This is a genomic window from Pseudoalteromonas luteoviolacea DSM 6061 (genome assembly GCF_001625655.1).
GTDB classification, from domain to species: Bacteria; Pseudomonadota; Gammaproteobacteria; order Enterobacterales; family Alteromonadaceae; genus Pseudoalteromonas; species Pseudoalteromonas luteoviolacea.
Genome location: NZ_AUYB01000100.1, coordinates 152,949 through 166,310, shown reverse-complemented (window position 1 = coordinate 166,310; position 13,362 = coordinate 152,949). Strand labels below are relative to the sequence as shown.

The following is a 13,362-nucleotide window of genomic DNA, read 5'->3' as shown; positions in this document are numbered from 1 at the left end:
TGAACGGGTGTTTAGATTATTTAAGTAGAAAAGAAATGACGTTTACAAAACTCGCACAGCTAGTCCTCGTGGTGGTCTTGGTTAAAAGTCCATAGGGGCCTGTGTGAGTGAACGCTTTCATCGACCCCGCCATTTGCGGGGTTTTTTTATGCCAAAATTTTATTTGACTGAGGAATGAGGTAATGAATGAGCAATATAATGGCTCCGAGTTAGTTGTAAAGGCGCTAAAAGATTTAGATGTACAATTCATTTTCGGTTACCCTGGTGGTTCAGTGTTGGACCTTTATGATGCACTTTTCGAGCAATCAGATATTGAACATGTACTAGTTCGTCATGAACAAGCTGCCACCCATATGGCTGACGGATATTCTCGTGCTACAGGAAAAACCGGTGTTGTGCTTGCTACGTCTGGACCGGGGGCAACAAACTGTATAACTGGTATTGCCACAGCGTATATGGACTCTATCCCTATGGTCGTGCTATCGGGCCAAGTTCCTTCAAACCTGATAGGCGATGACGCTTTTCAAGAAACAGATATTGTTGGCTGCTCGCGGCCTATTGTGAAGCACAGTTTCAATTGTCGAAATGCCGAAGATATTCCCTCAATCTTAGCAAAAGCCTTTTATTTAGCTGGCTCAGGCCGGCCAGGACCTGTCGTTGTAGAGTTACCAAAAGACGTGTTAAACCCGCAACTCAAGTTTAAGTATGAAATGCCAAAGCAGCTTGAGATGCGTACTTACAACCCGAATACTAAAGGCCATTCAAAACAAATTAAAAAGGCCGTTGAGGCAATTCTAAGCGCTAAAAAGCTGGTAATTTATTCTGGTGGTGGAATTATCCTTTCTAATACCTCAGACAAGCTAACAGAACTTGTAGAAAAGCTAAATGCTCCCATTACTAACACGCTAATGGGCTTAGGAGGCATAAGCGGGAATCATCCGAACTTTATTGGTATGCTCGGTATGCACGGCTCTCTTGAAGCAAACAAAGCCATGGCTAATGCAGACGTAATATTGGCCCTAGGTGCGAGATTTGATGATCGAGTTACAAATAACGTAAGTAAATTTTGCCCAAATGCAAAAATCGTCCATGTAGATGTTGACCCAACATCCATTTCAAAAACAATACAAGCACATATCCCTGTGGTTGGTTGTTTAGATACAGTCATTGATCAAATTTTGCACAGCGCAAATAACAGCAACATCGGTATCGACCGCGGTGCGCAAGAAGTTTGGTGGAATCAAATCACAAGTTGGCGCGCTCAGAATTGTTTGGGCTTTGATACTGAGACTGACAAGTTGAAGCCGCAAACAGTTATTCAAAAACTATATGAGATTACCAAAGGCGATGCATATGTTACTTCTGATGTTGGTCAACACCAGATGTTTGCTGCGCAGTACTACCCTTTTAAAAAGCCAAGGCAGTGGATCAACTCTGGCGGACTCGGCACCATGGGCTTTGGTCTTCCAGCCGCGATGGGCGTAAAAGTCGCTTTCCCTTCTGAGGAGGTTGTTTGTGTCACTGGTGACGGTTCTATTCAAATGAACATCCAAGAGCTGTCTACATGCTTACAATACGGCTTAAATGTAAAGGTGGTTTCATTGAACAACCGCTCTTTAGGAATGGTAAGACAATGGCAGGATATGCTGTACGATGGACGACACTCAAGTTCATATATGGAATCACTACCGGATTTCGTTGCTTTAGCTGAGAGCTATGGTCACGTAGGAATACGGGTTGACCATCCAGATGAGTTAGACGAAGCACTACAAAGGGCTTTTTCAATAAACGATCGACTAGTTTTCCTAGATATTCGAGTAGACGAAAAAGAGCATGTTTATCCGATGCAAATTAAGCATGGTGCTATCGATGAGATGTGGTTGAAAAAGGGAGTAAAAGCATAATGAAGCGTATCTTGGCAATCCTATTAGAAAACGAACCAGGTTCCCTATCAAGAATCGTAGGGTTATTCTCACAACGGGCTTACAACATTGATAGCTTAACGGTAGGAACGACAGACGACAAGACTCTGTCACGCATTACTATCACGACACATGGTGATGACCGCGTTGTAGAGCAAATTACCAAACAAGTTAACAAGCTTGTGGACGTATTGAAAGTTTTAGACTTAACGGAGATTAGTCACGTAGAGCGAGAACTACTAATGGTTAAGGTGTATGCTCGAAATGAAACCACAAGGGCAGCAATAACCAGAGTAAGCGATGTCTTTGGTGGCACCATAATTGATATGGGAAAACAAAGTTACACTATTCAAATGACCAGCAGTAGTGACAAAATTGAAAACTTTTTAAAGATGTTGTGCCATGAAAGTGATTTGATTGAAGTGGTGCGTTCTGGATCTGCTGGGATAGGTCGCGGAGATAAAGCTCTCAGAAATTAAAAAACAAAAAAGAGAGTTATAAACTCTCTTTTTTTAATCTACACCGCCACATTTTTTGTGGCGCTTTTATATCACCTTATTAAAGGTTCACTTGATCTTTTAGACCTTTACCAGCTTTAAATGTTGGGATATTTGCTGCTGGGATTTGGATCTCATCACCTGTTTGAGGGTTACGACCAGTACGTGCTGCACGCTCTTTTACAGAGAAAGTACCAAAACCAACTAGTGCTACTGAGTCACCTTCTTTTAGAGCTTCAGTTACAGCACTAGTTAAAGCATCTAATGCACGGCCAGCTGCCGTTTTAGAGATATCAGCGTCGTTCGCTATCTTTTCAACTAGTTGAGCTTTGTTCATTATTTAATTCCTATATTTTTATTTTCTGCCGGAGCGAATTCTATGTTTATCCATTTTTGCCCTTTGTGCAAGTGCAAATTCGCTTATAACTTAAATATTTCGCTCTAATTGTCCTTATATTGCGCGCATTTAGCATTAATGGGTACGAACCAACTCAGATGTACCTATTTCCCGTCTGATTTTGGGGTGTTTATCAAGCCACCTTAACACTTCAAAACCACAGAACCAAAGGCCCCCATAAGAAACCCAGAACAACCACACAGGTTCGATTGTTAACAACAAACCCACTTGTTGACCAGCATAGTAGCTTCCCGGAGCCCCTAACCAAACTAGTAGTAGCCTAGTTGGCAACGTCAGAACAAATAGTTTCGCAAGAGATTCTCTAAAACTGAATAACAACGCTGCCCATAAAAAAATCAGCCAAACAGGAATCCACCCGCCCTCATATCGAATGATCCCTAACCCACTCGCGACTGCCTCTATAGAAACGGCGACAACTAGGCCAATTAGCACAAACCTACAATCATTTTTTTTATCTGGGCTCAAAGCAACCATGCAAGAAATAGCCAAAGCAACGACTAACATCCCCTGCTCCTGTAAAAAGAAAACAGCAAACCAAGCCGCTTGAAATAGGGCAAAATTAATAACTACAGAATACTTTCTCATCATCACTTAGATACCTAGGCTTTCTTGCAACAAGATGCACTGCACTGGTCGCTCTTTGCTTAAATCCACCTTCGCAGTAACACAAGTAAAATTCCCATAGGCGGTAAAAACGTTGATCAAACTTCTGATTATTTATCGATGGCCAAGCTTCATTAAAGCGCTCTCTCCAATCAAATAACGTTTTAGCATAATGCAATCCAATATCTTTGATTGAGTGAACAACCATATCTGTGTTGTTACATATTTGCTTGCTCATTTCAGTGACAGAAGGAAGACACCCTCCGGGGAATATGTACTGCTGAATGAAGTCAGAATTTTTCAAATAATGCTGGTATCGCTGACATGCAATGGTGATAGCTTGAATCAACATAACACCTTCGGGCTTGAGTAATGAACTACACTTTTCAAAGAAGCCACGTAAATAATCATGCCCTACTGCTTCAATCATTTCTATTGAGACTAGCTTATCGAACCGTCCATTTAACTCCCGGTAGTCGTCTTTAAGTAGCGTTATCTGCCCTTCTAGCCCCAGTTCACAGATCTTCTCTTTAACATACGCATGCTGTTCATCTGAGATAGTAGTTGTCGTAACCTTGCACCCGTAGTTTTGTGCAGCATAAATCGCAAATGCCCCCCAGCCTGTGCCAATCTCAATAACATGGTCACTTGCTTTGAGGTCTACTTGCTCACAAATTTGCTTTAGTTTGTTACTTTGCGCTTCTTCTAGTGATGAATCATGTGATGGATACACAGCACTTGAATAAAGCATCTCTTCGCTCAAAAACGCACTGTACAGATCGTTGCCTAAATCGTAATGAGCAACAATGTTCTTTTTTGAACCAGCTTTTGTATTGCGATTTCTAAAATGCGTCAATTTGTTAGCGAAACCAGATATTAATGCGAACTTCTTTTCAAACTGGTCCAATACGTCTTGGTTAACAACGAAGATCTCTATTAGCTTTGTTAAATCAGAGCACTCCCAAAACCCGAGAATGTATGACTCTCCAGCTCCAACACTACCGCCCAAGGCAAATTTAGAGTACATCTGCTGGGAAAGCACATTGATAGTGACAGAATGCTCACCGTTTTGCTCTCCAAAATCGAAGCCTTGGGTGCCGTCAATAAGCCTGATATGTCCCCAAGTAATTTGATTTAGCGCAGCAAGCACTATCTTTTTGCATACTTTGCTAGTCCAGCTTTCACTTATGTCACTATACTGTTGCGTCGTTTTTTCCATCTTACAAACTTCCGGGATGACCAATAAAAGGAACCTTTTTGATAAAAAGCTTCAAAGCCTGCCAATAGATACCTTTGAGTATCGTGAACGTCATCGCAGGAAAACGCTTCAACAACTTTGTAACAGCGTGTCGCTCAAGGGGCACACGCTGCAACCTTAAAGTCGCATCAAAAAGAAGTTCTCGTTGATTTTTATTTTCAATATGGATAAAGGCATGCTGCGTTGGCGCTTTTATATGCCAATGATAATCCATATCTAAATTCATAAATGGTGATACGTGAAAGGTCTTTTTAAAGTTCACTTTTACACCCAATGGAACAAGATAATAGTGTCGCTCGTTCCAAGGGGTATTACTCACTTCAGCTATCATGTGCGTATATTCATCATCAGAATTGGAGAAGAAGTAAAAATTAACTGGGCTAAAATAATATCCCAAGCACCGACATTGACCCATCAACAAGATACGGCTACCTGTTGCATCGACACCAAGTTCTTTGCTCTTTTCCAGCGCCCTTTGCTTGAGACAAGCACCACCACCAGCTAGATAATCCTCTTGACAAAACTTGAGGAACTTCTTGCCTTTAGTACCAAACATAGGATGAATACCATCTAGGCGGTTTACCTCATCCAAATCAATGCACATCATATACATAGGGTACTTAAAATTATGTGAAGATACCGAGTAGCGCCGATGCCTCACATCCCCTACATAGATGGCACTTCTCAAAACTCAACCCCTAACTTTTTGGCTACATCTACCGCGCTTTTTACACCATCTTCATGGAACCCATTAAACCAATATGCACCGCAGAAGTAGGTTTTATTTGCGCCGTCAACTTCATCTTTTCGTTTTTGTGCTTGAATGCTTTGTGTATTAAATACTGGATGAAAATACTCAAACTTTTGAATGACTTTATCGGATGCAATTTGTTCATCGTTATTTAGGGTCACGCAAAATTGCTGATTTGAATCAAGTTTTTGCAATATGTTCATCTGGTAAGTGACCGTTGCAGGCCTTGACCGCCCTTGGTCCAATAGATAATTCCAGCTGGCCCAAGCCGCCTTTCTTTTTGGTAGCAGACTAATATCAGTATGAAGTACCACGCTGTTTGGCGTATAACTGATCGCACCTAACACTTCTTTCTCAATATCTGATGCGTCGGTTAGTAGCCCCAATGCTTGATCTGAATGACACGCAAAAACAACTTCATCAAAACGTTCAACAGATCCGTTATCGAACAATATTTCAACACCATTATTGTCTCGAGTCACTCCCTGTATATTGGCACTTAACCTAATTTTATCTGCATAAGATTGAGTTAGTGGTGCAATATATTGTTTTGACCCACCAGGAATTACATACCACTGTGGTCTACCTGCAACATCAAGCAAGCCGTGATTATAGAAAAACCGAATGAAGAATTGGATTTCGAAGTCTAGCATTCCCTTCAAGCTTGTTGACCATATAGCCGCTCCCATAGGTAAAATGTAGTGGCTTTTGAAAAAATCATCAAAGCCATATACATCCAAAAACTCACCTAAGTTTTTATACTTAGAGTAATCGCCACTGTGATAAAGCTCTTTTGCAATGCGATTGAACTTGACAATACTGTATAAGAAACGCCAAAACTTTAGCGAGAAAACATTGCGTTTTTGCGCGAATAACGACGCAAAAGTATGGCCATTATATTCAAAATCACGATCTGCGGTCTTTACGCTAAAACTCATTTGGGTTGGGTTGCGGCCAATATTTATTTCGTCTAGTAATTTCTCAAATAGAGGATAAGTTCTATCATTGAATACAATAAAACCAGTATCTACAGCGACGTTTCCCTCTGATGTTTCGACATCGATCGTCGCCGTGTGACCACCAAGTCTGCTGTCTTTCTCAAATAAAGTGATGTCATGCTTTTTATTTAGTAAATAGGCAGCTGTCATTCCAGAAATACCGGATCCAATTATTGCTATTTTTTTCAACGTTTTATCCTTTTTGCTAATGGCAGCCATAAACTGAATGGGAGTAATGAAAACAGTTTGAGTAAGAGAGTAAAGCGCTTTGGAAAGTGTATTTCGCGCTTTCGGCTTTCAACGCCTTTATATATTTCGTCACATGCTTTTTCTACAGAAACCAAAAATGGCATGGGAAAGTCATTTTTATCTGTCAAAGGCGTTTCGACAAACCCAGGGTGAACAAGCGTGACATCTATGTCCTCTAGCTCAACCTGCATAACACGTGTTAAATAGCTTAATGCCGCTTTGGATGCCCCGTAAGCTTGCGCCCGAGGCAGCGGCAAAAAGCTCGCGCTAGAACTGACAACCACGAGCTGACCGCCCGGTTTTATTTTTGGTAACAAAGCTTCAATGCAATAACCGGTGGCAATTACATTTGCATGAATAACCCGTTCAAACAGTGAAGAGTCAAAACTGGAGGCATCATCTATATATTCACAAACACCCGCGTTCAGTATTACAATATCGACACTCTCTACCCTATTAAAAGCGTCAATAACTTGTGCTTTTTCAGTCATATCAAACCTGAGAGGCTGAACATTTTCTGATTTAAGAGCAGATAATTTTTGCTCGTTCCGCCCACAAGCGATTACCTTGTGCGTTGAAGCGTACCGTCTGACTAAACCTTCTCCAATACCAGACGTCGCTCCAGTCACTAATACTGTTTTAGTGCCGTCGCTACTCATGACGTCGCTCTCTTTTCTATGGTTTTGATAACTTGACCCAACAATGGAATGTTCCGGTACAGTAGCGCACCTACGTCAAAATAATCTCTATGATTTACTACTTTTGAACCTTTAAAGGTAAGTTTACTGTGGCCTGCTACCGTGATTACTTTTTTCCCATTTAAACGACTATGGGAAAACTTCATATCCCAATAAAGAAAGCCCATATTATCGAGAACAAAATGCTCTTTGATGTCGAAAGAAATAGAGCTGACATTCGCATACATGTTTTCAAAGTATTTTGTTAAAGCTTCTAATCCTTCAACTTCATGGAGAGGGTCAACAAAAATGACATTCTCGTCATATATACTTTTAAGTAGATTTAAATTTTTATCTGATAGCTTATTATATATATCAACAAAATTAATAAGGTGCTGTTCCATATATTATACCTTAAATGCAGCAAGCGCTCTTTCCCTCGCTGCCTTATGCTCCACAATGGGTGCCGAATAATTGCTTTCACCAAACGCACTGAGATAGTCGTGTGGAAAATGAATATATTTAGCAGGCACAGATTCTAGTTCTTGAACATATTTACGAATAAAAGTGCCTTCAGGATCAAATTTCTCGCTTTGTGTGATTGGGTTAAAGATTCGAAAATATGGCTGAGCATCGCAGCCAGTGCTTGCAGCCCACTGCCAACCGCCATTATTAGACGCCAAATCTCCGTCAATTAACTTGCTCATAAAATAACTTTCACCCCATCGCCAATCGATTAAAAGGTGCTTAGTTAGAAAACTAGCAACTATCATTCGTAATCGATTATGCATCCAACCAGTTTGGTTTAATTGGCGCATAGCAGCATCAACAATAGGGTATCCTGTTTCTCCTTTGCACCAAGCTTTAAAATCACTATCTTTATTTAACCAATTAACGTCATTGTACTTTTCATTAAAGTTAAAGCCCTTGCAAAGTTTTGGATAAACAAACATCAGGTGTCTATAAAACTCTCTCCAAATAAGTTCATTTATATATGAGAACTCAGCTGATTTGGTTCTAATTAGCACATCTGGCGACTCTGCCTGTAATCGACCAATTAACTCTGATACTGAGATAATGCCTAGCGCCAAATATGGGCTTAAGCCCGATGTTCCTTTAATGCTTGGTATATCACGTTGTACGTCGTACTTATGGGCTTTTTCAAAGATAAATTGAGAGATTACTTTTTCAATTATATGATCTTCAATCGGCCATTTTTCAGATTGGCCGTCGCTCTTTAAAATTTCTGGAACTCTCCAAGTAATCGCGGGACCAATTGCATCTACCCGACGCCCAACTGGGAAAATCCGAGTACTGTTTAATGATAACCACGCCTTTTTGAAAGGAGTGAATACCCTAAACATCTCACCACCTTTAGTAACAATACTCCCTGGAGGCGATAATACGTCGCCATCAAATAAACGAATATCTATACCAATATTACTGCATGCATAATCTCTTTCGAGTTCGTTTATTTCGTATTCTCTATTTGCATAAATTGTAGAAATATTATTTAGTTTTACAAACTGTTCAAGACTAGTTGGTAAACTATTAAAGTCATTTGTTTCTATTACATTGAGCTTGATACCCAATTTAGCTAATTCACCGCCAAGATAATCAACTCGCCTTTTTAGCATATCAAGCTGAATAGAACTGACATTGTGCTTTTGCCATTGCTTTTCACAAACAAAAAACAGCGCCTCTTTGGCGCCGTTATTAATTGCCTCAATTAGCGCTTCATTACCGTGAAGCCGTAAATCGCGCCTGAACCAATATAGTGGATTATTCAAATTGCAAACCTTAATTTTAAGTCGTTAGGATAAGGGTTGAAATATACTTGTTGCTCTAAATATGCTTTTGGGTGAACCCGTAAGTGATGCTTTAGTAGCGTTAAGGGCACATTGAGTGGCACTAACCCTTGTCTAAACTCTTCAATGGCTTCAACCATCTCGGCCTTTTCGACCTGTGATATGTCGTTTTTAAAGTATCCTTGCAAATGCGCAAGTGTATTTGCCTGCCCTTTTCTACTAGCTGGTTTTTTCAGTGCTTTCATTAAGCCTGATATGTACTCTTGCGCAAGTTCATCACATTGACTCGGATCACCTTCAGCTAGTAACCTGCCAAGTGTACGATAAGCCGCATAATTGTGACTCATCAATAAATACTTATGCTGTGCATGAAAGTCTGTTAGCACTTTTTTATTAACTGCTTTTTGAATCAATTCCTGCCAAGACTTGTAGACATACACTCTCATGACAAAGTTTTCACGCAGATGCATGTCGTTTAAACGACCGTTTTCTTCACATGGTAATAGAGGGTTGTGCTTCATAATTTGTGCGGCGAAAGCGCCAATACCTTCGGCCGTAGCGCCAGTCCCAGTATCGTTGTAAATCTTAACGCGCTCCATACCACAGCTGGGGCTTTTTGCACAAAATACGAAACCAGATAACTCTCTCGCCTTACTTTTGGCTATTTTTTCTCCATACGCTGTGAGTTGAGGTCCGACATCACCAGTACCATCTGGCCTACACACCTTTATGACGTCTCCGTATCTAACTTGTCGTATTGTGTTACGCGGGATTGGCATTCCAACAGCGACTTCAGGACAAAACTTGACATATTCCACATGGTTTATGAACTCATCCATACAAAAGTTCGACCGTTTATGGCCTTTGTCAAAACGAACGCGATCTCCACCTAGACATGCACTAAGTCCAATTTGAATCGCAGTTTCAAAGTGCTTTTTTGTGTTTGTCATTAGTAAATCAACTTTCCAATAGGGTTGAGTAATTTGCTTAAGCCTTTATTGAAATGTAACGCATTATCTACCAAGGTAAAGCATAAGCAGCCGTCTTTAGTCTTAGGCGTGTGATTATGACGCCCGTCTAGCATAATAAAGTCACCAGGAACATATTCTCCGCTTTCGTCCTCGAAAGTACCGTCAAGCAAAAGGGTCAGCTCAAAACCAGTGTGTGTATGTTCTGGGATCTCACCACCTGGCTTTATATGGAGTAAACTACTTCTCAGTGGGCCTTCTTCAAGTTCAAATCGCGCTCTTGAAACCTTTCCGGCATTTATAAAACTGCCAAGTTTCAACGCCGCTATTGCCCTAGGGAGTTGAACCTGCTTGTCCTGATACTCAAAGAACTCAGGAGATTGCGGAACTAAATCATCAAACATCGACATTTCAGTGATACTTTCCATCATAGCTTCAAACTCGCAGTGATTGTCGTTTTCTACACTTTCGGAAAACACACTCGATGCTTGTTTTGCTTCCAACATATCGAATTCTTTGCCGCATTGGTCACACAGCTCAATATGCGCCGATATAGCAACGCTTAGGCCTGCAGGTAACTCTCCAAGTATGTGTTTCTGCATGAGTTGTTTTGATGGGTGATATTTAATCATGATGCTCTCCCAACTCCACTTTTAACTTTTTCAGCGCCAAGCGCAATCTTGATTTAACAGTACCAACAGGGATATCCAGATGCTGAGCTAACTGCTCTTGTGTCATATCTTCAAAATAGACCCCTACTACAACATCTCTTTGAGGAGCTGGTAAGTTTCTGATTTTTTCTTGTAGTTGGTTGGACTGCAAATGGTCTTTGAAACTTTTCTCACAAACCTGTTCGTCGTGAAACAATGGCCATATATCTTCGCTTAAATTGTCCTCACGATTACTCTTTATTTTTCTCAACGCATCAAAAGATGCGTTTCTCATTATCGTGTACACCCAAGTGGTTGCCGCGCCTTTATCGTGATGATACAACTTTGCTTTGCGCCAAACTGATGTCATGGTGTCTTGAACTAGCTCCATAGCCATCGCTTCAGATCCGAACTGTTTGATCCCAAACCTTTTTATTTTTGGAGCAAAGTACGAGAATAAATACGCGTACGCCTTTTTGTCTGCATGCGTTGCGACTTTAATTAATGCTTGAGTTAACTGCTCTGAAGGGGTTTCTTGCATCCCTACGCTTTTACCTTTTTGAATACGGCAATCTCTAGACTGCTCTAAACTAACCATAATTTTAACGCTCTCAGTCAGTAACATAATAGACTATACGCGCTTACAATACATTGCGATCACTCTTGTTCTGCAAAAATTTCCGCTAAGACATTGGTTACTCCCAGGTAGCTAGTACAACTTTGTATTTTTAGTTTTTGTTCCAAGGTCAATGGCAACAATTCTAACCACCTAGCAGCTACCCAAATTGGATTCGCATAATTCTTTTCTTTATAGAGCGTATTAAGCTGCGGGTTGATAACAAATAGGTCTCTAAGAAGATCCGCTAATTTTTCGTGAAAGCTAAGCTCATCATCTTCGCCAATTATCCAAAGTGGATCCGTGATGATTTCACAATCTCCATGCCTTAAGTCCATTTCATCTTTACTTACATTAGTGATGGTCACTCTTTGTGTTGCATGGACGTCTATCAGTAACTGGCCTCCTTTATCCTGTGAGAAGTCAACAACTTCCACGTATACACCATGTTTTGAAACTCCACATTGACTCGCGTCATCTGAGTGGCACAACACAAAACCACTGCCTTCTTTCATGGCAACTTTTACCATGTGTAAATACCGAGGCTCGAAAATTCTCAACCTCGTATAACCTTGTGGCAATAAAAAGATAGGTAATGGAAAAAGTGCTAGTTTCATATCAGTTTAGTAAAATTTGAGATAAGCTTATGTACGCCCCCCCAGATAAAACCGATCAACTTAGTCGAATAATTGTAGTCAAGTGTCCACGTCATTTATTCTTTATTACGCAAACATCAACGCCACTGATAAACCTTTAACGACAACTTGCCAGATACAATTTTAACCCCTTCGGCTAACAGTCTATTCTGCTGCTCCTGAAACTTTTCAGAATCTTCAGGAAATGAAATTTTTCCTTGGCCATTGATAACCCTATACCACGGCAAAGCGCTATCCATTGGCAAGTTCTTAAGTAAATACCCCACTGCTCGAGCATGTCGAGGGGATCCTGCCAGCTTGGCTATTTGGCCATAAGTTGCGACAAAGCCTATCGGTATAGACCCAATTAACGTATATACTCTATGCTTAAACTCTTCTTCCATCGTACTCCTCTCCTAACTTCTTAAATCCATCCCAAAGGTAGTTGGCTACAGAGCCATAATGTGGCAATTGGCGTCTAAATGCGTGAATATCGATATTGAACTGATCTTGTCGATCCAACACATTTATTTGTTCTAATGTGCCATCTTGTAACTCTTTCTCACAGTGGTTCAGCGTGACCATTGCGAATCCAAGCCCTTGCATTACAAACATTTTTATTGTCGAAATATCATCTAGCTTCATGACACTCATGCTTTTGGAGTATTCTAAACGGTCACTATCAAATTCAAACCCGCTCTCTTTCATTGCTAGGCAAGGGTACTGGTTGAGTTGTTCAAACGTTAACTCTTTCGGCATCAAGCCTGTCTTTGCCACAATCCCTAACTTTACTTCACCAATCGCGATAGATTCCAAATCTCCAGTAGCATGGAATAAGTTAAACCAAGGGCCTATCCCAATATCAGACAGTCCTTGATTTACTCTCTCCAAGGCGACAAATCTTTTCCCACTGGTAATTTCAAAAGCTGTGGATGGGTATTGCCTGAACGCGCGCTTGATCAATTCGTTGCAATCATAATCGTAACTCATAGCCTCATAGCAAATATTGAACTTAGGCTCGTTTCCCTGTGATAAGTCAGAGGCCATGGCTTTTAGGTTGGTGTGATGTTCAAGTAACTTGATTGCTTCTTTGTAAAACCTTTTGCCCTCCTCTGTGAGTTTTATTCTATAGTCTTCTCGAGTAACAAGAGCAAAACCTAACTCACTACTGAGCCTCTTAATTGCCTGCGTAACAGCAGGTTGGGTCTTATATAAACGCTTTGCTGCGTCATTTAAACTCGCTGATTGTGCTACAACATGCAGTACTTCTAAGTCTGACAATTTCATAAATTTTATTTATAGTTTTTCTAAT

16 protein-coding genes are annotated in these 13,362 nt (G+C 40.6%); 2 read left to right on the top strand and 14 right to left on the bottom strand.

Translation table 11 applies throughout. The annotated features are described in order from the left end of the window. The first annotated feature begins 182 nt into the window (after positions 1–182). Positions 183–1,904, top strand: a complete 1,722-nt coding sequence (locus N475_RS10815; RefSeq protein WP_063365252.1) for an acetolactate synthase 3 large subunit — start codon at positions 183–185, stop codon at positions 1,902–1,904. Next, positions 1,904–2,401 (top strand): acetolactate synthase small subunit, encoded by a 498-nt coding sequence (gene ilvN, locus N475_RS10810; protein WP_063365251.1) that lies wholly within the window; start codon positions 1,904–1,906, stop codon positions 2,399–2,401. The genes N475_RS10815 and ilvN overlap by 1 nt, the downstream gene beginning before the upstream one ends. Positions 2,402–2,480: 79 nt before the next feature. Here the strand turns inward: ilvN and hupB are convergent, their stop codons facing one another. From hupB to N475_RS10740, 14 genes are all read right to left on the bottom strand, one after another. After that, entirely contained in the window at positions 2,481–2,756 is a 276-nt protein-coding gene (gene hupB / locus N475_RS10805; RefSeq protein WP_063356261.1) for a nucleoid-associated protein HU-beta, read from the bottom strand. Between the two features lie 135 nt (positions 2,757–2,891). Next, positions 2,892–3,425, bottom strand: coding sequence for a DUF2878 domain-containing protein (locus tag N475_RS10800; RefSeq protein ID WP_063365250.1), 534 nt, complete (start codon positions 3,423–3,425; stop codon positions 2,892–2,894). Then, positions 3,397–4,659 (bottom strand): SAM-dependent methyltransferase, encoded by a 1,263-nt coding sequence (locus N475_RS10795; RefSeq protein ID WP_063365249.1) that lies wholly within the window; start codon positions 4,657–4,659, stop codon positions 3,397–3,399. The genes N475_RS10800 and N475_RS10795 overlap by 29 nt, the downstream gene beginning before the upstream one ends. A gap of 1 nt (position 4,660) precedes the next feature. Next, positions 4,661–5,386 carry a DUF1365 domain-containing protein gene (locus N475_RS10790; protein WP_063356258.1) on the bottom strand — a complete coding sequence of 242 codons (726 nt, stop codon included), beginning with the start codon at positions 5,384–5,386 and terminating at the stop codon, positions 4,661–4,663. After that, a complete protein-coding gene (locus N475_RS10785; RefSeq protein ID WP_063365248.1) occupies positions 5,383–6,636 on the bottom strand; it encodes an NAD(P)/FAD-dependent oxidoreductase in 1,254 nt (417 codons plus the stop codon). The genes N475_RS10790 and N475_RS10785 overlap by 4 nt, the downstream gene beginning before the upstream one ends. Then, complete coding sequence (locus N475_RS10780; RefSeq protein ID WP_063356256.1) at positions 6,633–7,355, bottom strand: SDR family NAD(P)-dependent oxidoreductase; 723 nt, start codon at positions 7,353–7,355, stop codon at positions 6,633–6,635. Before N475_RS10780 ends, N475_RS10785 begins: the two co-directional genes overlap by 4 nt. After that, the gene (locus tag N475_RS10775; protein ID WP_063356255.1) at positions 7,352–7,777 is read right to left on the bottom strand and encodes a nuclear transport factor 2 family protein; all 426 of its coding nucleotides are present in this window, start codon (positions 7,775–7,777) and stop codon (positions 7,352–7,354) included. The genes N475_RS10780 and N475_RS10775 overlap by 4 nt, the downstream gene beginning before the upstream one ends. A 3-nt stretch (positions 7,778–7,780) precedes the next feature. Beyond that, entirely contained in the window at positions 7,781–9,163 is a 1,383-nt protein-coding gene (gene phrB, locus N475_RS10770) for a deoxyribodipyrimidine photo-lyase (RefSeq protein ID WP_063365247.1), read from the bottom strand. Then, positions 9,160–10,131 (bottom strand): YbgA family protein, encoded by a 972-nt coding sequence (locus tag N475_RS10765; RefSeq protein ID WP_063356253.1) that lies wholly within the window; start codon positions 10,129–10,131, stop codon positions 9,160–9,162. The genes phrB and N475_RS10765 overlap by 4 nt, the downstream gene beginning before the upstream one ends. Next, the gene (locus N475_RS10760) at positions 10,131–10,781 is read right to left on the bottom strand and encodes a ChrR family anti-sigma-E factor (protein WP_063356252.1); all 651 of its coding nucleotides are present in this window, start codon (positions 10,779–10,781) and stop codon (positions 10,131–10,133) included. The genes N475_RS10765 and N475_RS10760 overlap by 1 nt, the downstream gene beginning before the upstream one ends. Beyond that, positions 10,774–11,397 carry a sigma-70 family RNA polymerase sigma factor gene (locus tag N475_RS10755; protein WP_063356300.1) on the bottom strand — a complete coding sequence of 208 codons (624 nt, stop codon included), beginning with the start codon at positions 11,395–11,397 and terminating at the stop codon, positions 10,774–10,776. Before N475_RS10755 ends, N475_RS10760 begins: the two co-directional genes overlap by 8 nt. A gap of 59 nt (positions 11,398–11,456) precedes the next feature. Next, entirely contained in the window at positions 11,457–12,032 is a 576-nt protein-coding gene (locus tag N475_RS10750; RefSeq protein ID WP_063356251.1) for an LON peptidase substrate-binding domain-containing protein, read from the bottom strand. 116 nt (positions 12,033–12,148) lie between these two features. Further along, positions 12,149–12,454 carry an MGMT family protein gene (locus tag N475_RS10745; protein ID WP_063356250.1) on the bottom strand — a complete coding sequence of 102 codons (306 nt, stop codon included), beginning with the start codon at positions 12,452–12,454 and terminating at the stop codon, positions 12,149–12,151. After that, positions 12,438–13,337 (bottom strand): LysR family transcriptional regulator, encoded by a 900-nt coding sequence (locus tag N475_RS10740; protein WP_063356249.1) that lies wholly within the window; start codon positions 13,335–13,337, stop codon positions 12,438–12,440. Before N475_RS10740 ends, N475_RS10745 begins: the two co-directional genes overlap by 17 nt. Positions 13,338–13,362 lie beyond the last annotated feature (25 nt).

Excerpts from the sequence above, each read along its gene's own strand:
- N475_RS10815 (WP_063365252.1), top strand. The coding sequence starts at position 183 with ATGAATGAGCAATATAATGGCTCCGAGTTAGTTGTAAAGGCGCTAAAA.
- ilvN (WP_063365251.1), top strand. The coding sequence starts at position 1,904 with ATGAAGCGTATCTTGGCAATCCTATTAGAAAACGAACCAGGTTCCCTA.
- hupB (WP_063356261.1), bottom strand. The coding sequence starts at position 2,756 with ATGAACAAAGCTCAACTAGTTGAAAAGATAGCGAACGACGCTGATATC.
- N475_RS10800 (WP_063365250.1), bottom strand. The coding sequence starts at position 3,425 with ATGATGAGAAAGTATTCTGTAGTTATTAATTTTGCCCTATTTCAAGCG.
- N475_RS10795 (WP_063365249.1), bottom strand. The coding sequence starts at position 4,659 with ATGGAAAAAACGACGCAACAGTATAGTGACATAAGTGAAAGCTGGACT.
- N475_RS10780 (WP_063356256.1), bottom strand. The coding sequence starts at position 7,355 with ATGAGTAGCGACGGCACTAAAACAGTATTAGTGACTGGAGCGACGTCT.
- N475_RS10775 (WP_063356255.1), bottom strand. The coding sequence starts at position 7,777 with ATGGAACAGCACCTTATTAATTTTGTTGATATATATAATAAGCTATCA.
- N475_RS10765 (WP_063356253.1), bottom strand. The coding sequence starts at position 10,131 with ATGACAAACACAAAAAAGCACTTTGAAACTGCGATTCAAATTGGACTT.
- N475_RS10760 (WP_063356252.1), bottom strand. The coding sequence starts at position 10,781 with ATGATTAAATATCACCCATCAAAACAACTCATGCAGAAACACATACTT.
- N475_RS10755 (WP_063356300.1), bottom strand. The coding sequence starts at position 11,397 with ATGGTTAGTTTAGAGCAGTCTAGAGATTGCCGTATTCAAAAAGGTAAA.
- N475_RS10750 (WP_063356251.1), bottom strand. The coding sequence starts at position 12,032 with ATGAAACTAGCACTTTTTCCATTACCTATCTTTTTATTGCCACAAGGT.
- N475_RS10745 (WP_063356250.1), bottom strand. The coding sequence starts at position 12,454 with ATGGAAGAAGAGTTTAAGCATAGAGTATATACGTTAATTGGGTCTATA.
- N475_RS10740 (WP_063356249.1), bottom strand. The coding sequence starts at position 13,337 with ATGAAATTGTCAGACTTAGAAGTACTGCATGTTGTAGCACAATCAGCG.